We start from the raw sequence: 24,310 nt of genomic DNA on the forward strand, positions 1-24,310 counted from the left end.
CATAATTAAGTTAATTTAATTACGATAATTTTAATAAAAAAAGCTTTTTATTAACTTTGAAATATCAATTAACGAATTGATCTACACTGTAGGGTGATGAAATTGGCAGACATGCCCTCCGGTCTCGGGGGTGGAGGTCACGGGATAAATTCTTTATAGTATCCAATAACACTTAAAAGCGCTAACCGCTCCGTGGAGGTTCGAATCCTCCCTCTACAGCAACACAGAAAGCAACATCGATAATGGTGTTGCTTTTTTGTTTTATGCAAACTAATTACTGCCCTTTTTATTCTGATCAATAGAAGCAAGCAATGTATATCCTTCCGACGGCAGCACCTCTAACAATTATGAAGAGAAGGAACATGAGATGAAATACTCAAAATTTTAAGACGTCTTTTAAACAAAAAAATAAAGCAAGTCTCAACTGAAAAGCCTTATCTAACTTTCAGCCAAGATATTACATTTCAAATACAGATTCTTCAGCGCATTTTTCCACATAAGACTAAATTCACTCCACTCTATCAAATTATAAATCAAATAACAATATAACCATAATTACACTCATCATTACCAGGCAAATTATAGTATTGATTGTTATTAAACTATTTATACAACTCATAAAATGTCTGTCATAATTTTATAATTCCTCAGACAATCTTGAAGTGTAAGATTTGATAATGTTTAACAATAAAAAGCAACCAACAAATACTTAGCTTATGTAATTAACTGTAATGATTGAGGCCAGAACTTGGAAATAGTGTTGACTATCCAATACCTCCTAAAGCAGTTAAGATTAACTTTTTTTACCGAATATTTAGATTGCGACAAATGCCACTACTCCATAAAATCTTCTGCTCTAAAACTTCATGGATATGTAAAAGAGTACTCATACAATCAATTATGATTGTCACCACCTTAATCATAGCCGCGCATCACACCCATGCGCAAACTCCAGGGTTGATCATAGACCCTGCAGGAGCTGGCGCAACTGTTCTTGACCCCAATGGTGATGGTTATGTTTCTGCAGACAACTCCGGTTTTGTGAGCAATGACAATGCTGAAAGTGAAATTCCCTATCAAACCATTACCGTGCCTGAAGTAGAACCTACCAGCGATGTAGCCTCTGGTCCTGCCTGCGGATTTACAGATTTTGCCGATGACGCCACACGCTATGTAGCAGCATCTTATGTAGATGCCTCCAATAACTGGCTCTTCCGCTTTAGGTTAGGAGGATATGCTCCTAATTCGAAAGGATATAGCATTCTAATAGACACGGACAACTTATTCGGAAGTGGTAGTGACCCCAACTATGTCAGTGGTAATCCTGGCTTTGAAATAGAAATAGAATTAGTCACCAACTTTGGCGTTAGGCTCTATGATGTAGATGGCACCACATCCCCTACTCTTATGACAACCTTAGCCTATGATGACTACGCTCAAAAGTCAATTGCCCAATCTACATCATGTTCCGACCCAGACTATTTCTATGATTTTTACATGCCTTTTTCCACCATTACCACCTTTTTCCCATCTATTTCCACCTCCACCCCCATGAGGCTAGTAGCCAATACAGTGATCAACACACAGAGTGCTATAGGAGGCGGCATTTCAGATATTGGAGGTATAGATGACGATGCCTACGGTCATAATATAGATAAAATATGGGGGATTGTGGTAGATAATCAGGTAGCTACTGCACCTGCTGATATCAACTCTGGCTTTCCTCCTAGTCGTAGTGTAGCCCCAGTGATTAGTAGCCCCGTATCTATTGGAGCCACTAGCGTATCTGGTACTTCCAGTGAAGGAAATGGCACTATCATAGAGCTCTATGTAAACGGCGTTTCAGTAGGTACCACTACTGTCACGGGGGGTAGCTGGACTATATCGGGCTTAACCGCCTTGGCAGAAAATGACGTGCTTACCGCCACGGCTACTGCTGCCGGTGAATCTGTATCACTAAGCTCTAACGAAGTGAGTGTTGGCTCCTCTTGCAGCGCTGCCCCCACCATCACCTGTGGAGGCCGTAAAGGGATCGAAATCACTACTGCCACAACACTTCCTGCAGGCACCGTGCTCAAGGCTTATAACCCTGATCACGCTTCCTTCCCTAACCCTATCAGTACTTTCACAGTTACCACGCCAGGGACCATTTTTGTTATAGCCTGTAATGGCTCCAATTCCGGATGTAATTCTGGAACCAACTGTCAGCCTAACGGCAGCTATTGGGCTACAGTGCAGGAGCCAGGCAAATGTGAATCTTCACCTTCTGCATCTTTTTGTACCAGTGGAAGTAGTGCGGCCAGCACTACCCCCACAGTAAGCACAACTTCTGTAACCACCTCCACCACTACTCTTAGTGGAACCTCCACCAGTGGATTCAAAATATTTCTTTTTATTGATGGTAATTACATCAGCAGCACTACCACTAACGGTTCAGGAGCCTGGAGCTTTTCTGGCCTCACCCTAAGCCTTGGCCAAGTATTACAAGTAAAAGCACTTGAAACAGGAAAGTGCCTATCCACCGCAGTAAGTAGAACCGTTACGGAGCAATCTACCACACCTACCATCACAGGGCCTCTGGTTAATGGGGCCACTAGTGTATCCGGCACCAGCACAGAGGCTTCAGGCACAATAATAAATGTACGAGTAGGAGGATCTTCAGTAGGCACTACGAGTGTGGATGCTAATGGCAACTGGACACTAACAGGCCTATCATTAAGCACAGGACAGGTAGTTAATGCTACCGCTACAGCCCCAGGAGAACTGGTAAGCGCAGCTTCATCTTCCATAACAGTTTTAGCTGTAAGTGCTACCCCTTCCATTACCGGTAGCTATACAGAAGGAGACACCTCCGTTTCAGGCACCTCTCCATCCGCAGACGGAACTGGTATAGATGTTTATATTGATGGTGGTGAACTAGGCTCTACCAGCACTTCCTCAGGCACCTGGACACTTGGAGGCCTGAGTTCTGCTAATTCTGATTTATATGCCGGCGGTGTGCTAACCGCCACTGCCACCGAAACAGGAAAGGCAGCTAGTAATGAATCTGCTGGCAATACAGTAGCCTGCAAGCCTCCGCTAACCAACCGAACAGTAAACGTAATAAGTAGCGAGGTCTGTGAAAATACTTCTGCCCAGGTGGAAATACCTAACTCTGAAGAGGGAGTTATATACACATTACGAGATAACGGAAATACAGTAGACCTAAGCTCTTCACTACTAGGTACAGGAGGTGCCATTACATTTGATTCTTTTGAGCTCACATCTAGTGAAACACTACAGATAAAAGCCTTAAAAATCCCAGACTTGTCATGTACAGGCTTAAATAGTAACACGGCTGCTATTACTGTTTATGAAAACCCTCTCAACGATAGACCAGTTACCAGTACTAATTCTACTATTGAACCTGGAGAATCAACTAATATTGAAGTAGCCAACTCCGAGTCGGGTGTAGAATACTTGTTAAGAGATGATGCGGATGATTCTGCAATAGGTAGCTCAGTAGCCGGCACTGGAGGCACACTATCCCTACCTACCGGAACCTTGAACACTACCACCACCTTTAATGTACTCTCCACCAAAACATCTCCTATTACTTGTACTATAGAGCAGCTTAGTACCGCCACCGTAACGGTGAACCCTATACTACCAGTAGAGTTAATCAGTTTCACTGCAAAAAAAGATCCTAACAATACTTCAATCCATCTAAAGTGGAGTACAGCCTCAGAAATTAACAATGACCTTTTTGTAGTAGAAAGAGGCTCAGATGCTTCATCTTTAAGTAAAATAGGACAGGTAAAGGGATCTGGTAACAGCGATGAAAAGTTAGACTACCATTTTACAGATGACAGGCCTTCTGCAGGGCTGAGCTACTATAGACTTAAACAAATAGACTTTGACGGCAGCTACCGGTATTCATCCGTTATATCTATGGCCAGTGATCAGGATGACTATCATGTTCTGATAAACCCCAACCCATTTGAAAAATTCACCACTGTTAAGGTGATTGGCACACACAGGAATGACCAAATCGTAGTAGTTCTCATGGATAAATCAGGAAAGTTAATGAAGCGTTTAGAAGGTAGTTCAGACATGAAGCTATACCGAGATGAGCTATTATCAGGGCTTTACATCTATCAGGTTTATGTTAATATGCAATCTATAAAAACAGGCAAAATTATTATCGAATAGGATTGTATTGGCAATACTATATTTTTAAAACGCAAAAGTAAAAATTAGGAACAATTATTCTGAATCACATCAGATGAGATATTCTTTTATAAAATCATCAAAAACCACATCCAAAAACCCGATGAAATTGAAAATAAATCAATTTAAATTCTATTTTATTTAAAATATCACATAAATATATCTAATTATTTGATATAATTTGAATGAATGAGCGATTTTATTAACTTTGAAATATCAATTAACGAATTGATCTACACTGTAGGGTGATGAAATTGGCAGACATGCCCTCCGGTCTCGGGGGTGGAGGTCACGGGATAAATTCTTTATAGTATCCAATAACACTTAAAAGCGCTAACCGCTCCGTGGAGGTTCGAATCCTCCCTCTACAGCAACCAAAAGACAGCCCCTCAGCTGTCTTTTTTGTTTTAAGCCAGCCACACTCTATCTTTAAAATTTAGAAATAAATGATTTTTATTGCGTTAATTAGTGTTTAATGAAAATACGCTAACTTCAGCGTGTGTTTTTTCATTATTCAACCAAACCCATGATTTTTCTCTGATTTTAAATTATACTTTTATGTTACTAAATGCATTGAAAAAGGCAAGATGTAGTAGCCTAATTGCAGTGGTACTAGCCATGACAATTATCTCTTGTACGGACGATGACACCGTTAATAAAAGCCCTAGATCGGCAGCTGAAAACAACGAACAAGCTACTTTGGATTCTATATTTCTATATGCAAAAGAAATATATTTCTGGAATGAAGCTTTGCCTGAATATGATGAGTTCGCCCCCAGGAATTATTCCTCTTCATCTGGAGAAGAATTAAAAAATCTTGAATCAGCCTTATTCGACATTACTCAATACCCCATTAATCCAGAAACTGGTTACCCTTATGAATACCTAGGACCTGGAATAACATCTCCTAAATACTCTTATATTGAAGAAAATAGCTCATCATCTTCTCAACTAGGGTATTTAGCCGCAAATAAGCTAGAAGGTGAAGAAGAGGGGTACGGCTTTGCTCTCACAGCTGTAGGAGCTGAAGACATCAGAATGAGGTATGTAACTAAGGGTTCTCCTGCTTATAAAAAAGGCATCAGACGAGGCGATAGGCTATTAGCCATCAACGGACGGAATCTTAGTATTAAGTCACAAGCTGATATTGATTTCATTAACGGTGCTTTTAATACTGATTCATTCACTGCAACCATAACAAACGCTGATAATGAAACAGATGATTTTAACCTCTCCTCAAGTAGTTTTGAGATTTCCCCTATATTTAAAGATACGGTAATAGAAGCTACTAATACCAAAATAGGCTACCTGGCTTATTACACGTTTTCTTCTTTAACTAACTCACAAGAAGGGCTTGAGGCTGCCTTTAAAAAATTTGCAAGTGCAAATGTTAAAGATCTTATTATTGACTTGAGATATAACGGTGGCGGTTATGTGACTACAGCCACTCTTCTTACCAATCTTATTGCCCCAAGTAGGTTAAATGGAAAAGTGATGTTTGTAGAACACTTTAACGAAACCATGAAAAACGGGCAAGCCACTATACTTAAAAATAAGATCTACAAAGACGGCAACGGTAACAAAATACCCTATAATGGCCGCGATCTTACTTACTATGATCTTGATTATAGTGCAGCCGGCAATACCACACGATTTGAAAAAGAAGGCACTTTAGAAACTGTAGAAAATGTTTATTTTATCACTACTAACGGCACTGCCTCATCAAGTGAATTAGTTATTAATTCATTAAAACCCTATATGAATGTCACTCTCATAGGAACCACCAGCTACGGTAAGCCTGTAGGCTTTTTCGGTATTGATATAGATAAATACACCATGTATATATCTAATTTCCGCACGCTCAATTCAAAAGGAGAAGGCGACTACTTCCAAGGATTTGAACCTGATTTCAAAAGTGATGACGATGTTACACATGACTTTGGTGATCCTAAAGAACAAAGTATATCTGTAGCTATTGATTTGGCCACTGGCAATGTACCCGGCTTCGGCAGAACCAGCAGAGAAAGTAGTTTTAAACCTATTAATATAGGTAAAACACCTCAATTCAATGGAATGATTGAAAAGAGAATTAATATAAAAAAATAGCCATATCCGGTCAGCTCTAAGCACTATTTAGTCACTTTTGAGCTGACCTCCCTACGCTACCGAGTATCTCTCTTTGAAAAATTCACAATACAGCTCCCCTTCAAATCCTCTATTTTAAAATTATCGCAACTAAAATACTATTATATTAAATTTAATATATAAATAAAGCTAAATAGTTGCGTTAATTTGAATAAACAAACCCTTTTATTAACTTTGAAATATCAATTACCGAATTGATCTACACTGTAGGGTGATGAAACTGGCAGACATGCCCTCCGGTCTCGGGGGTGGAGGTCACGGGATAAATTCTTTCAGGTATCCAATAACACTTAAAGCACTAACCGCTCCGTGGAGGTTCGAATCCTCCCTCTACAGCAATAAAAAAGGCAGCCTCAACAGCTGCCTTTTTTGTTTATATTTTTCCTTAGCTTGTGATTAATCAATTATTTACATCATCATAATAGGTTAACTTACCATTATAATACCCTGTAATTTCTTGCCCCTTCTCATTAACTAAATCCAAGGTAATTTCATAGTTATCACCTTTTTTCTCCACTGTAATGGCTCCAGAAGTTATTTGACCACTTAAAGTTCCTCCGACATCTTCATATTCACCTTCACTAATTTGAGAAACAAATCCTTGGTCTTCACCAAATTTATATTCCCCTGAAGCCAACTCGCCTTTCTCTAAAGACAACAAATTCAGATAAATACCGAAACCCTCTCCTTGAACCTCTGTTTCGATCACTTCTATCCCTTCAGAATGCAACATCAATGACATCGAACTAAAAAATACTCCATTTATCTCACCCAAATTCTCCTGATACACAAGAGTGCCTCCTTTCAGACTATACTCAGATTCAGCTACTTTGAAATAACTATTCGTAATCTCATTACTCTCATCATCATCATCATCCGAGCATGAGATAAGAAATATGGCACTTAACACCACTAAAAAAGATAAATTTAAAAAATACTTCATTTATATTTTAATTTAAAAACCAGGACAAATATCAAAATTTTCCAGATCATAAAAAAAGGCCACCTTCTTTAAGAAGGTGGCCTTGCCCGATTAAACTAAACTACTAGTTATTCTTCAATACTTCCATTTCAGCATCTAAGTCAAATGTGTTATTAACCTTTTCTGCTGTTATGTTACTGTCTACTTTAAAAGAATCAGACAGTTGAATATCTTTAGATGAAGCACCAATCTTAACACTGTACTCACCTTTTTCAGCTATCCAAGCACTTTTCTCATTTACAAATGAAGCCAGATCTTTAGCTTTTAAGGTAAAGCTTATTTTCTCTGATTTTCCAGGCTTTAAAACCTTGGTTTTTGCAAATGCTTTCAACTCAGCCTCAGGCTTATCTACCAATACTGCAGGCGCACTAAGGTATAATTGAGCTATCTCTTTTCCTGCCACCTTTCCGGTGTTAGTTACTTTAAATGAAACCTCTATCTCATCTTTAAAAGTACCATCACTCAGCTTAAGGTCTGAATACTCAAAAGAGGTATAAGATTTTCCGTAACCAAATTCGTAAGCAGGTTCTACGTCAAAAGTATTGAAATAACGGTAGCCAACATAAATACCCTCTTTGTAGAATACTTCTTCAGGGTTAGCTATTGGGGTACCTAACCAGTTAGAAGCAGAAGGATGCTGATTATAATCAACAGGGAAAGTCATAGTTAACTTACCTGATGGGTTTACTTTTCCTGAGAATACATCTGCTACAGAATTACCACCTTCCTGGCCTGGTTGCCATGCTAATAAAATTGCATCTACTTTATCTTTCCAGCTTGCTGTTTCTATCACACCACCTATGTTCAGGATTACGATTACCTTTTTGTTTTCGGCATGGAAAGCGTTAGATACTTTATTGATCAATTTAACTTCGTCCTGAGCCAGGTAGAAATCTTCATTAATGTGTCTATCTTCATTTTCACCAGAGTTACGGCCAATGGTAATCACAGCCACCTCCGATGATTTTGCTTTTTCACTTACAACCTTATTATCTAGAGGCATTTCTAATAACCTTTGAGGCACAGCAAGTAATCCTTTCTCCTCTCTACGCTTCATTTCTTTCTTTACGGACTCATCTACAAAAGGAACATAGCTTTTCTTCAGATCCTGATCAATTTGATAACCTGCATTTTTCAGCCCTTCAATTAAAGAAATAGAATAAGCTTCATTTACATCACCACTACCTGTACCACCTGCAATAAAGTTATATGAAGTATTACCAAAAACAGCTATAGGAGATGATTTAGCAGTGTAAGGAAGTACGTTATCATTGTTTTTCAAAAGTACCATACCTTCAGCTGCAGCTTGACGAGTTACTTCAGCATGAGCTTTTAAATCTGGCTTATTGCTATACTTGTACTTTTTAAATGTTGGCGAATTAAGCACCATATTTAAAATACGCTTAAGGCTCTTATTTACAGCTTCTTCAGAAATCTTACCTTCTTTCAAGGCTTTTACTAATCTAGCATATTGCGCTTCCATACCAGGCATAAGCAAGTCATTACCGGCTTCTATTTGCGCTACTACATCACTTTCTGCTCCTTCTGTCATGATAGATTGAAAACCAGCATAACCACCAAACCAGTCAGTCATAACAAAGCCTTCGTATCCCCATTCGTCTCTCAAAATAGTAGTAAGCATATCTTTATGAGAAGATGCATACTCTCCATTTATTTTATTGTAAGCCGACATAACAGTCCATGGCTGAGAATTTTTAATCGCGATTTCAAACCCTCTTAGATACAACTCTCTCATAGCACGCTCAGTGATATGCTCATTGATAGTCAACCGATTGGTTTCCTGATTATTAGCAGCATAGTGCTTCACAGAAGTTCCCACTCCGTTAGACTGTATACCATTTACATAAGCAGCAGCAATTTCACCAGACACCAATGGATCTTCTGAATAATATTCGAAGTTTCTACCATTTAAAGGGTTTCTGTGAATATTTAAGGCAGGAGCCAAAAGCACATCTACACCATATTCTTTCACTTCTTCTCCCATGGCTTTACCCACTTCCTCTATCAGCTCAGTATTCCAGGTAGAAGCCAGAGCTGTGCCTACGGGAAAAGCTGTAGCATAGTAAGTATTATCATCACCTTTACGCTTAGGCTGAATTCTTAAACCCGCAGGGCCATCAGCCACAACAGTTTCAGGTATGCCCAACCTAGGAATAGCACGAGTACCCCCCGCGGCTCCCAGTACACGTACATCTGGCTCACCTTCTACAGGCACTAAGCCAGCATAACCAGGCATTCCTGGTCCTATTAATAAGTCTGCCTTTTCTTCGGCAGTCATTGCATTTATTACTTCGTCTACAGAAGCTTTGCCAAGCTGAGGTGCTTTTTGAGCCACACTCACGTGGCTAAAAGTAACCAGCAACGATGCTCCTAAGGCAAGTTTTTTTAGTTTATCAATCATTTTATTGAGTTATTGTTTATTCAAAAATTCAAACTGTATAAGCCAATCCTCAAAGCGCTTATACCAAGTATCTACTGGCAAGCCTTGCGTACCCATTCCAAATCCATGGCCTCCATTAGCATACACATGCAACTCTACAGGATAACCTGAAGGCAGCCATTTATTATATAAATCTATGCTTCTGGGAGCCAACCCTAACTGATCATCAGTAGCAGCACTGATAAATAGGGGTATTTCTGAAGCTGGCATATCTGCTTCTAATATATCATTGCTAGGACCTCCATAAATAGACGCCGCAAAATTTGGAAGTGTCTCTTTCTCACTATGGAAAACACTTTCTAATATTACACTTGCACCAGCAGAAAAACCTATTACTCCAAGCTTCTGAGGGTCAACTCCCAGCTCCTTAGCATGATCTCTGATGTAAGAGATGGCAGTTTTTATGTCATCACCAGCCATCACTTTAATAGGAGCTGTTTTCTTATTGAAATCGTCTCTATTTTTAAGATTAGCCATCATTTCTCTAGCAGGATCGTTAGACTTAGTTTCTAACAATCTGTACTTTAACACAAAAGCTGTAACCCCTTTTGCTGCCAATTCTTTAGCCAGATCAATACCCTCTCTGTTAATTGAAAGGCTTTGAAAGCCTCCTCCCGGAGCAATAATTATGGCTGTCTTATTAGCCTTCCCTTCAGGTTTGTACATTAGCAAACTTGGGTCAGTTACGTTATATACTACCTGTGTTTTAAAGAGGTCAGAATACATTTCTGCCTCTTTTTGCTTCCAGTTCTCAGAACCTGGCGCCTTGCCTTTATACAAGGAGATGGTCTGATCCTGAGCTTGTGACTGAGCAAAGCACATAGCTAAGGATAATATCAATATTGTTTTTATTTTATTCATGGTTTATAGCGTTTTGTTCGATCATCATTAATTACACCTTTCCAGTTTAGGCCATAGCCAAAATCATAAATATGACCTTCAGTATCTTTGTATGCCTCTATATCAAAAGGCACATCTTCTTTCTGCTGTTCCACTGTTTTCATGTTAGCAGGCATTTGCAAAGGAAGCAGACCAGAAGGCTCTTCCTTTCCTGAAATAATATCAAGTACCGCCTGAGTAGATACACCAAAATTCAGGACGATTCCTTCTACTCTGTTTTCAAATTCAGAGAAAATCATTGGCTTATCAGCTGTAACAGAAACTATTACCGGCTTATCTTTCATCATCATTTTAGTATCCAAAATAGTTTTCAGATCCATGATATTAGAAGCTGTAGCTGTTTTTCCTTTATAACTTCTGTCCTTTACTTCAGGATCTACCACCGGATCTCCGGCTGCGATACTCTGCTCACGCGCGTACTCTGCAGTATAACTCTGATATTGTAAGGAAATAGGTAAGTAGCCATTTCCTCCTTGCTCACGATCTACATCACTATAACCCGCCTCAGCACTTTGTGGATTTTTAACAAAAACTATGGCAAAATCAGCCTTTTTAGGATCATCAGTAACATCATAATACTTACTCACCAAGTCGATATTTACCGGATAATCAAAGCTGGCAGGTGTAGCATTGCCCCACCAATCCGTTTTCACAGGTGTATAAATTTTAGGAATGTAAACCGTTTTCTTCTCCTGTACTGGCAATACTGATGCTTTATTTTTCAGCATTACTACTGATTTCAACTGAGCTTTGTAGCCAGCATTCATAAATTCAGGCTTACCCACTGTAGCGACGGTGGCTTCTACGTTTAGATACGGATTTTCAAACAACCCTACTCTGAAGATATTTTTCAGAAGCCTTACTGCCGAACGCTCAAAGCGTGCTCTCATATACTCTTCTCCAAACTCCTTCACTCCCATTTCATAAGCAGCTAAAACAGGTCCTTTTTCATTATTACCTCCAAACTGATCTACGCCTGCTTTAAGCACTTTATAATGCCTTTCTTCTATACTTAGCTCTTCTGTTCCCCAAGGCTTACCTGCGAAAGTACCAGGAGTAGCTCCTTCATTTCCAGTTATCAGCCAGTCAGTACAAACTACGCCGTCATAACCGTACTTATCTCTAAGCAGCTCCGTAATCATATATTTACTAAAGCCATTACCTACATTTTCATTATACATCTTATCCTGATCATAACTAATAGTGTAGTAAGGCATAACCGCTGAGGCTGATTGAGTACCTCCGTCTAGCTTAAATGCCCCTTCTGTAAAGGGCTTCACGTGGTCATTAAAATTATTACCGGGATATACGGCAAATTTACCCATAGCCCAGTGTCCATCTCTACCTCCTTCTTCAGGTCCACCTCCGGGCCAGTGTTTCACCATAGCATTCACACTGTGATATCCCCAGCCTTTATTTATTTCAAAGTCCTTTTCAGAAGTTTGAAAGCCCTCTACGTATGCCTTACCCATATCTCTTACCAAATCAGGACTTTCGCTGAATACATAGGCAATACGATACCAACGAGGCTCAGTACCCAAATCTATTTGTGGGGAAAGTGCAGTAGAAATACCCAGTGCTCTATATTCTTTAGAAGCTATTTCTCCAAACTGTTTCACCAACTCAGGATCAAAGGTAGCTCCCATTGCCAGACCGTCAGGCCATAAAGAAATTTGACCGCCAGCACCAGCGTTAAACTCTGAAGTAACAGTAGCTGTATGCCTCGGATCTGAGCTGTTGTTAGCAGGAATACCTAAACCCAGGCCCTCTACATAAGCCTGAAGGTTATTATTCCACTTGGCGGCTACTTCAGGAGACTGTACTTTGGTAATTAAAACATGCCTCATGTTATCCTCTTTGAGGAACTTCTTCTGTTGATCTGTTAATAAAGAAGGATCTATATCTCCCTCTTCAAAGGCCTTACCGTTATAAGTACCAGGGTAAGGAGTATATTTCGAAGCAGGAATAGCCTGATGCCTACTGTACAACATAAGACCAGCTATTTGCTCCACGGTCATTCTAGATGCCAAATCCTCAGCTCTCTTCTCTGGAGTCAGTCTCCAATCTTCATAAGGATCAAGCTTTCCGTTTTTGTTTAAATCTTTAAAAGCCTTTCCACCTACTTTAATAATCTTAACACCTGAGTTCTCACTCCACCCTAACTTTGGTCCACGCTTCACATCCATCCAATGAATATCAGAAGTTTGAGCCATTGAAGTCTGAATGCTACATGCCATGAAGACCGCAGCAGCGGTCCTCATTATGTTTTTTATTTTCATAACTAATCTTTTTGAATTAACAGTGCATTAAAACATTTCGGCAAACGCACAGATCGGAATACTTTTTCAAGTATCCGCACATTTATATTTTTTGCCTTACTCCATTTTACACACCATAAACATTATAGCTTTATCAAGCTTTAAAAATGCACACTCACTGAAGCCTGCACGGTAAAAGGACGGATATATGAACTTGTAAGCAACTGACCATAATATTGACTAGGATCAGTAATAAGCTCAGAGCCGTTAATAGTTCCTTTTGCTCCACGCTGATTAAGGAAGTTCACAACAGTAGCTCCCAGATCAACATGATCGTTTAACTTATAATTTACACCACCAAAATTTTCCCAACGGGCTTTGAAATAAAGTACATTGGTAAGGCTGGCGTATTGTCTACTAAAGTATCTGAAGCTCGCCCAGATTCTCCAGTTACCGAAAGTATAACTTGGGTCAATCTCCATAAGTGTCTTAGAGATTTGCAAAACATTATTATCACTATAATTATAGTCATCTCCAAAGGCACTGAAATTGAACTTCTTATATACCGGATCTTGTAATGTAATGAGGTAGTGTAATCTGAATCCTTTAAATGGAGTTAATACCAAGTCGGTAGTCCATCCTATGGTTTGAATGTCATAGTTAACTGAACCGTTTTGCGACTCAGAACTATTTACCGGATTCACAAAATTAAACCTTTGCAAGTAGTTGTTTTTATACAGGTAGGTAGCTTGAGAAACTAAACTTAAGAAAGGCGTATTCCAAAACACACCGAAAGCTCCAAGAGGCGATTTTCTACTCTTTAAGTTAGGTACGAAAGAAGTAGAAAAGTCATTTAATCGTCCGTTTTCTTCAGTATATAAGAAGTTACCAATTAGACCGAAGTTTTTAGTAAGGTTGTAGTTCGCGTTAATTTTACCTCCTAGCTGCAACCAACCTTCATCGAATGAAGCTGTCTGCTCTTCGTTCATTATAGTAGAAGTATTTACCGCTTCTCTGGCAAAATCTCCATTGATATGGTGGTAACGAATATGCACACCGTAGCTCAAGTTAAATTTATCATTCACTTTCCAGTTATCAGTACCGAAGAATGACAATTTATTTTCAGACCCCCTATAAAATTCACCACCAGTATTATAGCCAAAGAAACCAAATTCATCTGTATTTGGACTTATTAATTTGCTAGGCTGATCCTCTACTGTCTGGTAGAAAAAAGAACGGTTTGAATGATAGTCATCTACATGATAGTATTGCTCTAAAACACCCAACTGAAGCTCATGATTCTTTATAGTCTTATTCAATGAGAACCTTCCCATCAAAGTTTTAGTGGGTATATTGGGTGAATTCATAGCCAATTGCGTAGCCACATTTCCGGTATAAGCATCCCCTGTATTGGCATAAGTGTATCCTGCAGAAGCATCTACACTTTCAGTAATACTTAAAGGAATTTGATATAATAAGCTTGTTTTGGCACTGTGATAACGTGTAGAATATTGAAAATCCCAACCATTATTCAATTGATAGTTACCAAATATATCTATGTTGTGACTTTCAGTAGTAGCTTCATTACCATCTATATCAGCCGTATAATATTCTCCCGTCATTAAATCTTTGAATCGGTATTTGCCATCATTTACAACAAAAGAACCTTTTCCAAAAGTAAAGCCGTCAAGCTCTTTCGCCTCTCCTCCCTCTTTGTATCTAAATAAAGCATAATTAGTTACTGAGTAAGAATTGGCATATTTATAAGCAGCGGTAATCTTTCCTTTATTGTCTTTAAAATATTTCGTGATGCCTGCTCTAAAAATTTTAGTTTCATCAGCATTTCTCACAGACTTTAGATCATAAGTATCTGGATCATAATTCAAAAATGCTCCTGCAGAATAAGACCATCCATTTTTACTAATAGGGCCCGATACATTCACATCTCCCTGAATCCATCCATAATGACTACCTGACACTTTCCCTTTAAATTGAAAGTCTTTAGTACCTGTTTGAGTGTAACTATTAACAGCGAAACCTAAATCTCCCATGGAAGTGGCCAATTCATCCATTTTCAAAAGACCTGTTCTTTCCAAGCTTACACTAGGCCTCCATGTTCTATTGGGCAATTCAGGCCAGAAATAATACACTGCTGGCAAATCATTTTCTAAAATGGTAATACCACCTACCGAAGGGGGCAATCCAATATTAACATCTCGTGGGCCAGTATTGCTTGCTGCATTAAGCATTACATTTCTGTCTCCTCCTTCCTTGGGTTTATCTTTAGAAATCTTCTGTTTCAATTTTACAGAATCAGACGCTGACAGTTCTCTCTCCTGACCCCAAGACTTCTGCATCGTAAAGCAGAAACACATGGCAATAATTATTATTTGAAATTTATTCATGGTATTTAGTTAACAGTAAAATTTAATTCATAGATTCTTTTTGAAGCAATAACAGGATATAAAAAAAGAGGTTATATCAAAAGCCACTTTTATTTAAATGAAGCCTCTTTAAATGGCATTTCCTTAGAACGGAGCCACATTTTGAAAGCCTTCATATAAATTCTTTCGATAAAACCTCTTTGCTCAATTCATCTGTTATTTAGATTTCTTCGCTTTTTCTCCATTAAGAATAGCTTTGTTTCCTTTTAGGATTACTTTGTGGAAATAATCTTCCGTTTCATACATCTTTTGGAAGTTATCGTAAAACTTCTCTATTTTTTCCGGAGACGATTTTTTCCACTCATCTTGAGGCACGTTATATTCTTGCATTAAAGCATTGAGCTTTTCCTGAAGACGTTTTTGAACATCAGCATATTCTGGATTATCATAAACATTGTTATGCTCTCTTGGATCTTTCTCAAGATCATACATTTCCCAATAGTCATTAGCATCATAAAAATGCATTAGTTTATATTTTCCGTCAGAAACTCCGTAATGGCGATCTACCATATGGAATGCAGGAAAATCATAAAACTCATAGAATAAGGCATCTCTAAAATCTTCATCCTTCACCTTTCCTTCAAGTAATGGTCTGAAAGACTTTCCTTGCATATCCTCAGGAATTTCTACACCAGCATAATCAAGTAAGGTCTCTGCAAAGTCAAGATTCTGCGTAAGAGCAGCCACCTCTTTTCCTGCTGCTATCTTTTTTGGATATCGAATTAAGAATGGCTGTCTGAAAGAGGTTTCATACATAAACCTTTTATCAAACCATCCGTTTTCCCCCATGTAAAATCCTTGGTCTGAGGTATAAACTACAATTGTGTTTTCAGCTAAACCATTAGCTTCCAAATAATCTAGCACCTCTCCTACACCATCGTCTACTGCTTTTATAGTAGCAAGATACTCTTGCATATACCTTTGGTATTTCCATCGGGCTAAATCTTCACCTTTTAAATTCGCTTTATGAAAAGCATCATTTTTAGGCTGATAAGCCTTATCCCACGCAGCTCTTTCTTCAGGAGTCATACGTTCAAACTCAATATGAAAAGGATCATGCGCTAATTCTGGACTTCCTTCTTTTTCGGTCATTTTCAGGTCATAACCAGCATACATATCTTTATATATAGTCATGATCTGATTCTTAGCAGCCTTCTGAGTGTCGTCAAACTTACGGAAGTAGTCACTAGGCACTGGAAATTCCACTGAATCATAAACGTTATAATAACGTGCAGGGGCCATCCAGTTTCTATGAGGAGCCTTCTGGTGAAGCATAAGGAAAAATGGCTTTCCACTTTCTTTTTGTTTCTCTATCCAGCTAATCCCCTTATCAGTAACAATATCTGTGGCATAGCCTTTTACTACAGAACTATCTCCATCAGCGATGAAATCTGGGTTATAATAATTACCCTGACCCTCGAAAATATCATAATGATCGAAACCTGTAGGCTCAGTACCTAAATGCCATTTACCAATAACAGCGGTGCTATAATCTGCTTTTGCAAGTAATTTTGGCAAGGTAATCTGTGAACCGTCAAATTTATCTCCGTTCATTCTAAAGCCATTTAAATGACTGAATTTACCGGTAATTATAGTAGCACGACTTGGGCCACAAAGAGAGTTGGTATTATAATTTCTAGTAAAAATAGCCCCCTCATCAGCCAATCGATCAATATTTGGAGTAGGTGCCAATTTCCCCACCTCAGAGCCATAAGCACTTATAGCATCTACCGCATGATCATCTGACATGATGAAAATAATGTTAGGTCGCTGAGTGCTAGCCGCACTGTTATCATCCACTTCTTGTGAAGAGCCTCCTCCACAACCGGTTAGCAACCCTACAAATAGAGCTAAAAGAATTGCTGATATTGTTTTATGCATTACATCTTGTTTTAAAGTATATATATATTCTATTCTTCCAAATCCATTACACATCTAAAACCTGTGTGCTCAAAACCACTGTCGGGCGATGACATCATCCTAGAGGTAGTTCTGTAACCTGAGCAATACATTTCATTACACATAAATGAACCACCACGGGTAACTTTTACAGGTACTGTGGGTTGCCTGGGGTCATACCCACTTTCTGGCCCTGTAGGATTAACTGAGAGCTCTCCTACTAAAGATTGATAGTAATCATGTCGGTAATTATCTGCACACCACTCCCAAACATTCCCAGCCATGTCATATAATTTATAGCCATTAGGAGGGAATGATTTCACAGGAGCAAGTGATATAAATTGATCTCTGCCCGTATTTTTATAAGGAAACTTTCCGTCCCAAGTATTGGCCTTAGGCTCTCCTTGGTATGGTTCTTCATTTCCCCAGGGGTAAAGCTTATCTTTCATTCCACCACGAGCAGCATATTCATACTCTGCTTCCGTGGGTAAGCGCTTACCGGCCCATTTGGCATAAGCATTAGCATCATACCAAGAAACGTGTACTACAGGGTAGTTCTCTTTCCCGTTTATATTACTTCCCGGCCCATGTGGATGCCTCCAATCAGCACCTGTAGTCCATCTCCACCACAGGGCTGCATTATCTAAAGGTACAGGGCCATCAGTACCATGAAAAACCAATGATGATGGGACCAACAAAGAATCAGCAGGTTTGGGTGTACCAAGAGGAAGTTGCTTTTTTAACTCTTCCCAGTCTGGAGCTTGCTCTGCGGTGGTAACATAGCCAGTGGCCTCTACAAACTCGGCAAACTGGGCATTAGTAACGGATGTTTCATCTATATAAAAAGATGATAATTTTACTTGATGTTGGGGGTATTCATCGGGCCTTCCATTTTTATCAGAAGCACCCATAGAAAAAGTGCCCCCTTTCAAAAGCACCATTCCTTCAGTACTGCTTTCCTTCCTTGGTTCTACCGACTCAGTGGAAGGTATCGAAGAAATCCTAGAAGGCAGATTATTATGACAACTAGTTACAGCAGTATCTTTAGCCATTTCATCTCCTTCCCCCCCATTCTTTTGCTGATGCTTACAAGAAAAAGCAATCAACAAGCCTACTATTATAATCAATTTACTCCTCATTCCATCATTGAAATTATATTGAGACTTGATTTATTTCAATCGTTTTCTGAAACTGATTCACTAAACGCTTCATTGAGAAGCAATATAAATCAATTTTTCTATTGTTTCAAAATGAATCAATAGAAATCTGCAAACGTTTTAGATTTATACATATATAATTAGTTAGTTTGAAGTAAGGCATCAACTAATAAATTAATCATATACCAATGACATATAAGGTACAACAGAAACTGATAGATGATTCTAACAAAAACAAGGAGCTATATCTTCCCAGCGTATCCATAGATTGTACTGTTTTTGGCTTTAGTGAAGGAATATTAAAAGTCTTGTTGATTAGGCTAAAACAAGCAAAACAGTGGGGGCTACCTGGCGGCTACCTTAAAAAGGAAGAAGATCTACATACGGCAGCTCAGCGTATTTTAAGAGACCGAACAGGTGCGGGGGAGATTTTCCTTAACCACTTTAACACCTACGGAGCTCCTTACCGCTCTCAGGGATTTTTTAAAGATTACCCTGATGACTTATGGAATAAACAGCGCTTTATCTCCATTGCTTATTATGCACTTATTGATTTCTCTACACTTACTCCTACCCCTGGAGAATACACCAAATCAGCTGAGTGGATAGATCTGCATGAGCTACCAGAGCTTATGATGGATCATGGCCAGATTTTAGAAGATGCACTGATCCAACTGAGAAGAGACCTGAACTATAAGCCCATCGGCCTCAATTTATTACCTCCAAAATTCACCATGCCTGAATTACAAAAACTCTATGAGACTCTGCTAGACAAAAAACTAAACAGAGGCAATTTTTATCGAAAAATGATGCGATACGGAATACTTACTAAGCTAAACGAAACCAGAAAAGGAGGAGCACACAAAGCCCCAGATCTATACTCCTTTAATCAGGAGGTTTATGAAAAAACCCTTAAAGAAGGGCTTCAGGAGAGTTGGTGATTATGCGCATAAATTAACGAATCATTCAGCCAGCGAAAAAACCACATGTAAGTTATGTAACTAATTAAAGAATTAATATACATCCATAACTCATACCTTTGTAAGGAATTTTTTGATCTTATTCTAAGGTTATGGTTGACTACTTTAATTTTTTCATAAAGAGGAGCATTATACTCTTTTTCCTTTATTTTACTTATAGCACTGTCCATGCTCAGATTGAGGGCTACTCTTTTTCGGTTGGGGGCGAATCGATCGCACCCACTCCCAACTACTCATTTGGTGAATTAGGTGAGCCTTGGAAGATTTTCATCAATGAACAAACGGCAGTCAACAAAGACTCCGTTACCGGTACAGGGTACGAATTGGGTTTTCCTTTCTATTTTAGTGGAAATTATTTTGACCGAATAGCATTTTCAAATAATGGGTATATTAAATTAGGTACTTCGAAAGCGCCATTTAGTATTCCCACCTCTTTTGATGAGGTATTTTCCTCCAACACCTCATCTTTGTATAACAATATTATCGCTCACGCCAGAATTACCAACAATTACCTGCCAGAAGTCAAAAACATTCTAGTTAGTCTCTTTGGTTTTCCCGGAGAAAGAACTTCTGTTTTTGTATTCGCATACCAAAACCTAACCTCACGTCGTGGAATGTCTTCTCAGCTCATCCTGTTTGAAAAAGATCACTCGTTTAGATTAGGATATATCCAACACAAGGGAGGCTTGCTACATCAAATTGAAAAACTTACTGTAGGCCTCAGAGGGAATTCGGCTGACAACATTTCATTACTCAATATTCAGGAAAAAGTAAATACCTGGGCTGCACCTCAAATAGTAAACGACTTTAATGCCGTCTGCGAGGTGAAAGACAATATTTTCATAGCCCCTAAAGGCGAGCTGACTGACTGGTGGGTCTATAACTTTGAAGCCCCAAAAGGCATTGTCCCTCCTTGCAGTAAACCTTTTTATTTAATTACCTACAAAGGCTTTCCTGATGCACAGTCCACCCGACTTTTAAATGATCACCCGTCGAATGAGCATTATTATAATCTGCTTGACGGCTTCTCTAAAGCCCCTACCACCAACTTAAACGTAGCCTGGGCTGCCGCTTCTGAAAAAGACCACAACTATGATATTCTCCTCAGCGTAACAGGGCAAGCACCAGACACTCTAGCACGCAACCTTACTGACAAAAAAATTAATTTACCTCAACTGCTCCCTAGCACCAACTACACTATTGAAAGGATAGCTAAAGATAGCCAAGGCAATGTCCTTTATTCATGTCAGGCTTCTTTTACTACTCAACATTATCAGGACTACTGCCAACCAAAACCTCTAACTGGAGGATATAACTATATCAATCACATCAAAATCAACACTTTAGAATACAATCAAAATCCTGAATTTGAAGCAGCTACATTATTACCAGAAGACAAATATACCACTACTCTAAAAGCCAACAGAAGCTATACTTTTGATTTTAAGAGCCTGATTGGTAGAAAGGATCCTCTCAAGTATAATGTATGGGTACATATTGATTTTAATAGAGATGGTGACTGGGACCCTGAAACAGAATCTTTCCGGATAGGGGCCACTGCATACAATGATAGAAGTTTAAGTATGACAATTCCCATTCCTGAAAACGTAATACCTGGGAAAACCAGAATGAGAATCAAACTCACTAACTCAGCATCCACCTCTCCTGGTGCTAATGAAGGTTGCGGAGGAGACCTCCATGGAGGAGGAAGACAAGACTACATCATCACTTTAGAAGCTCCAGAGTCTTGTAATGGACTTGCAGTGACCCCCTCCGCTCAAAATCTAAGCTGTATCAATGCTAATAATGGATCGATCTCCTTAATCACTACAGGAGGAACTGGGCAATTCACCTACTCATGGACTCGCAATGGAGCTACCATAAGCGCTAATACGGAGCAGATTACTAATCTAGCTCCCGGCTATTACCAGGCATGGATTAAGGACATTAACACTGGCTGTCAGGTACAAACCGAATTGATTGGAATAACCCAACCCTATCCTTTGTCTGTTGAATATCAGGCAACCTCACCAATGTGTGCTAATTCGCAAACAGGCACACTTGAGATTTACCCTAATGGCGGCACGGCTCCATACACGCTCTCAATACTTCAAAACGATGAGGTAATATATCAACTCAATGGATACGATGATTTCTCTCAAGATCAACTTTTAGCTGGAGATTATCAACTTATACTCGAAGATGCTAAAGGCTGCCAACAAGTAAAAGATGTCTCCATCATAGACGCTCTGCTGCCGCTAGCGTGTAGCTATACCATAGAAGACGCCACAGGGCAAACAAAAAAAATATTCATCAACTGCGAGGGAGGAACCCCGCCTTATAAATATGAATGGGAAGATCCTTCCATTCAAGAACAAAATGCCTTATTAGCTCCTGGCAATTACACCGTAAGCATAGCTGATAGCCAAGGTTGCAGTACTACTGTAGAAAATATAGACGTACCTTCTATTACCAGCACCCAAAACCCAGTGATGGCAGGCCTAAAAGTATATCCTAACCCTGCTCAAAACCACATCTGGATTAAGAGTCAGCAAGACAAGACCCTAGACATCAATTTAATTAGCAGCACAGGTCAAATCATAAAAGCATATCATCTGCAACTAAAGGCTAACCTACCCCATCTACTCAATATCTCAGAGTTAGAACCGGGGGTATATGTGATGAAGTGCACCTATTTATCTTACACATCACGATTCAGAATAATGATTAATTAGCAATCAACTAAAATTAATACAATGTAAGATTTTAAGGAATAAATTAATTTCTTTCTAATAAAAGTAAGACGCAATTTAATCTACCCATGCACCTACACTTACAATCAACTACTTTTCAACTGTTTACAAACAAAATTAAAATCAAACGAATTCCTGCGTTTTATATTAAAACAAGGAATTAAAATTTAAAATCACCTACACACCATACGGCCAAGCATCCATAAGTAACTCTCTATTAATTTTTTACACAAAATAAACCCACATTACATTCCAATATATAGTCTTGTTTTAACCCTTTTACATTCAAACGTAAGTTATGTAACTAATTAAAGAATTAATATATATTCACAACTCATACCTTTGTAAGGAATTTTTTGATCTTATTCTAAGGTTATGGTTGACTACTTTAATTTTTTCATAAAGAGGAGCATTATACTCTTTTTCCTTTATTTTACTTATAGCACTGCTCATGCTCAGATTGAAGGCTACTCTTTTTCGGTTGGAGGCGAATCGATCGCCCCCACTCCCAACTACTCATTTGGTGAATTAGGTGAGCCTTGGAAGATTTTCATCAATGAACAAACGGCAGTCAACAAAGACTCCGTTACCGGTACAGGGTACGAATTGGGTTTTCCTTTCTATTTTAGTGGAAATTATTTTGACCGAATAGCATTTTCAAATAATGGGTATATTAAATTAGGCACTTCGCAAGCGCCATTTAGTATTCCCACCTCTTTTGATCAGGTATTTTCCTCCAACACCTCATCTTTGTATAATAATATTATCGCTCACGCCAGAATTACCAACAATTACCTGCCAGAAGTCAAAAACATTCTAGTTAGTCTCTTTGGTTTTCCCGGAGAAAGAACTTCTGTTTTTGTATTCGCATACCAAAACCTAACCTCACGTCGTGGAATGTCTTCTCAGCTCATCCTGTTTGAAAAAGATCACTCGTTTAGATTAGGATATATCCAACACAAGGGAGGCTTGCTACATCAAATTGAAAAACTTACTGTAGGCCTCAGAGGGAATTCAGCAGGCAACATTTCATTACTCAATATTCAGGAAGGAGTAAATACCTGGGCTGACCCTGAAATAGTAAACGACTTTAATGCCGTCTGCGAGGTGAAAGAAAATATTTTCGTAGCCCCTAAAGGCGAGCTGACTGACTGGTGGATCTATAACTTTGAAGCCCCAAAAGGCATTGTCCCTCCTTGCAGTAAACCATTTTATTTAATTACCTACGAAGGCTTTCCTGATGCACAGTCCACCCGACTTTTAGATGATTCTGATTTCATTGGATACTATAATCTGCTTGATGGCTTCTCTAAAGCCCCTACCTCCAACTTAACCGTAGCCTGGGCCGCCGCTTCTGAAAAAGACCACAACTATGATATTCTCCTCAGCGTAACAGGGCAAGCACCAGACACTCTAGCACGCAACCTTACTGACAAAAAAATTAATTTACCTCAACTGCTCCCTAGCACCAACTACACTATTGAAAGGATAGCTAAAGATAGCCAAGGCAATGTCCTTTATTCATGTCAGGCTTCTTTTACTACTCAAAGATACCCCGACTATTGTCAGCCATCACCTTTGGAAGGAGGAAAAGAAAAAATAAGCTTCCTCAGATTCAACGAAATCGAATATTATAGAAACAGTGAGGAAGAAGAACTCATACTATTACCAGAAGAGAATTACACCACCACCTTAAAGGGAGGTGAAACCTATAACTTCTCCTTAAAAAATCAGATCGCTAATGATAACAACAACCGTTATAATGTCTGGTTATATATAGACCTCAACCGTGACAACCAATGGACAAATAAAGAAAAATTCCAAATCGGTATTGCCAGCAAATCTCAACGTTCCATCGAGAATACTGTACAGATTCCTAAAAACATTATTCCTGGAAAAACAAGAATAAGAATTAAATTTACAGATATAGCTAGTACTAATCCAGGGGCCAATGAAGCGTGCGGAAGCAGTTCGCGACTAGGAAACCGACAAGACTACATTATCACCTTAGAAGCTTCAGAGTCTTGTAATGGACTTGCAGTGACTCCCTCCGCTCAAAACCTAAGCTGTATCAATGCTAATAATGGATCGATCTCCTTAATCACTACAGGAGGAACTGGGC

12 protein-coding genes are annotated in these 24,310 nt (G+C 39.0%); 5 read left to right on the forward strand and 7 right to left on the reverse strand.

Going from position 1 to position 24,310, the window contains the following annotated elements; all coding sequences use genetic code 11:
- The first annotated feature begins 900 nt into the window (after positions 1-900).
- Together JL102_RS09575 and JL102_RS09580 are read left to right on the forward strand one after the other, a co-directional pair.
- Positions 901-4,191 carry a T9SS type A sorting domain-containing protein gene (locus tag JL102_RS09575; protein ID WP_202244162.1) on the forward strand — a complete coding sequence of 1,097 codons (3,291 nt, stop codon included), beginning with the start codon at positions 901-903 and terminating at the stop codon, positions 4,189-4,191.
- 576 nt (positions 4,192-4,767) lie between these two features.
- Positions 4,768-6,315 (forward strand): S41 family peptidase, encoded by a 1,548-nt coding sequence (locus tag JL102_RS09580; RefSeq protein WP_202244163.1) that lies wholly within the window; start codon positions 4,768-4,770, stop codon positions 6,313-6,315.
- A gap of 439 nt (positions 6,316-6,754) precedes the next feature.
- Here JL102_RS09580 and JL102_RS09585 read toward each other — a convergent pair whose 3' ends face one another.
- The 7 genes from JL102_RS09585 to JL102_RS09615 all read right to left on the reverse strand — a co-directional run bounded on the left by JL102_RS09585 (position 6,755) and on the right by JL102_RS09615 (position 18,437).
- Complete coding sequence (locus JL102_RS09585) at positions 6,755-7,297, reverse strand: hypothetical protein (protein WP_202244164.1); 543 nt, start codon at positions 7,295-7,297, stop codon at positions 6,755-6,757.
- Positions 7,298-7,400: 103 nt separating this feature from the next.
- Complete coding sequence (locus JL102_RS09590; RefSeq protein WP_202244165.1) at positions 7,401-9,758, reverse strand: beta-glucosidase; 2,358 nt, start codon at positions 9,756-9,758, stop codon at positions 7,401-7,403.
- 9 nt (positions 9,759-9,767) lie between these two features.
- On the reverse strand, positions 9,768-10,658 hold the full coding sequence (locus tag JL102_RS09595; RefSeq protein WP_202244166.1) for an alpha/beta hydrolase: 891 nt from the start codon (positions 10,656-10,658) through the stop codon (positions 9,768-9,770).
- Positions 10,655-12,976 carry a glycoside hydrolase family 3 protein gene (locus tag JL102_RS09600; protein ID WP_202244167.1) on the reverse strand — a complete coding sequence of 774 codons (2,322 nt, stop codon included), beginning with the start codon at positions 12,974-12,976 and terminating at the stop codon, positions 10,655-10,657. The genes JL102_RS09595 and JL102_RS09600 overlap by 4 nt, the downstream gene beginning before the upstream one ends.
- Before the next feature lie 140 nt (positions 12,977-13,116).
- The gene (locus JL102_RS09605; protein WP_202244168.1) at positions 13,117-15,360 is read right to left on the reverse strand and encodes a TonB-dependent receptor; all 2,244 of its coding nucleotides are present in this window, start codon (positions 15,358-15,360) and stop codon (positions 13,117-13,119) included.
- 195 nt (positions 15,361-15,555) lie between these two features.
- The gene (locus JL102_RS09610; protein WP_202244169.1) at positions 15,556-17,280 is read right to left on the reverse strand and encodes a sulfatase family protein; all 1,725 of its coding nucleotides are present in this window, start codon (positions 17,278-17,280) and stop codon (positions 15,556-15,558) included.
- A 29-nt stretch (positions 17,281-17,309) separates the two neighbouring features.
- A complete protein-coding gene (locus JL102_RS09615; RefSeq protein WP_202244170.1) occupies positions 17,310-18,437 on the reverse strand; it encodes a formylglycine-generating enzyme family protein in 1,128 nt (375 codons plus the stop codon).
- Between the two features lie 206 nt (positions 18,438-18,643).
- On the opposite strand from JL102_RS09615, the gene JL102_RS09620 reads away from it, so the two are divergent.
- The 3 genes from JL102_RS09620 to JL102_RS09630 form a co-directional block, all read left to right on the forward strand.
- Positions 18,644-19,396 carry an NUDIX hydrolase gene (locus JL102_RS09620; protein WP_202244171.1) on the forward strand — a complete coding sequence of 251 codons (753 nt, stop codon included), beginning with the start codon at positions 18,644-18,646 and terminating at the stop codon, positions 19,394-19,396.
- Positions 19,397-19,527: 131 nt separating this feature from the next.
- Positions 19,528-22,170: a GEVED domain-containing protein gene (locus tag JL102_RS09625; RefSeq protein ID WP_202244172.1), complete on the forward strand. Its 2,643-nt coding sequence runs from the start codon at positions 19,528-19,530 to the stop codon at positions 22,168-22,170.
- 393 nt (positions 22,171-22,563) lie between these two features.
- On the forward strand, positions 22,564-24,310 hold a 1,747-nt coding region (locus JL102_RS09630; RefSeq protein ID WP_202244173.1), incomplete at its 3' end, for a GEVED domain-containing protein.

Origin of the sequence: Fulvivirga sediminis (genome assembly GCF_016757215.1) — a bacterium.
Lineage (GTDB): Bacteria > Bacteroidota > Bacteroidia > Cytophagales > Cyclobacteriaceae > Fulvivirga > Fulvivirga sediminis.

Bases quoted from the DNA above. Each gene is read 5' to 3' on its own strand.
- JL102_RS09590 (WP_202244165.1), bottom strand. From the start codon at position 9,758: ATGATTGATAAACTAAAAAAACTTGCCTTAGGAGCATCGTTGCTGGTT.
- JL102_RS09580 (WP_202244163.1), top strand. From the start codon at position 4,768: ATGTTACTAAATGCATTGAAAAAGGCAAGATGTAGTAGCCTAATTGCA.
- JL102_RS09605 (WP_202244168.1), bottom strand. From the start codon at position 15,360: ATGAATAAATTTCAAATAATAATTATTGCCATGTGTTTCTGCTTTACG.
- JL102_RS09615 (WP_202244170.1), bottom strand. From the start codon at position 18,437: ATGAGGAGTAAATTGATTATAATAGTAGGCTTGTTGATTGCTTTTTCT.
- JL102_RS09595 (WP_202244166.1), bottom strand. From the start codon at position 10,658: ATGAATAAAATAAAAACAATATTGATATTATCCTTAGCTATGTGCTTT.
- JL102_RS09620 (WP_202244171.1), top strand. From the start codon at position 18,644: ATGACATATAAGGTACAACAGAAACTGATAGATGATTCTAACAAAAAC.
- JL102_RS09625 (WP_202244172.1), top strand. From the start codon at position 19,528: ATGGTTGACTACTTTAATTTTTTCATAAAGAGGAGCATTATACTCTTT.
- JL102_RS09610 (WP_202244169.1), bottom strand. From the start codon at position 17,280: ATGCATAAAACAATATCAGCAATTCTTTTAGCTCTATTTGTAGGGTTG.
- JL102_RS09600 (WP_202244167.1), bottom strand. From the start codon at position 12,976: ATGAAAATAAAAAACATAATGAGGACCGCTGCTGCGGTCTTCATGGCA.
- JL102_RS09575 (WP_202244162.1), top strand. From the start codon at position 901: ATGATTGTCACCACCTTAATCATAGCCGCGCATCACACCCATGCGCAA.
- JL102_RS09585 (WP_202244164.1), bottom strand. From the start codon at position 7,297: ATGAAGTATTTTTTAAATTTATCTTTTTTAGTGGTGTTAAGTGCCATA.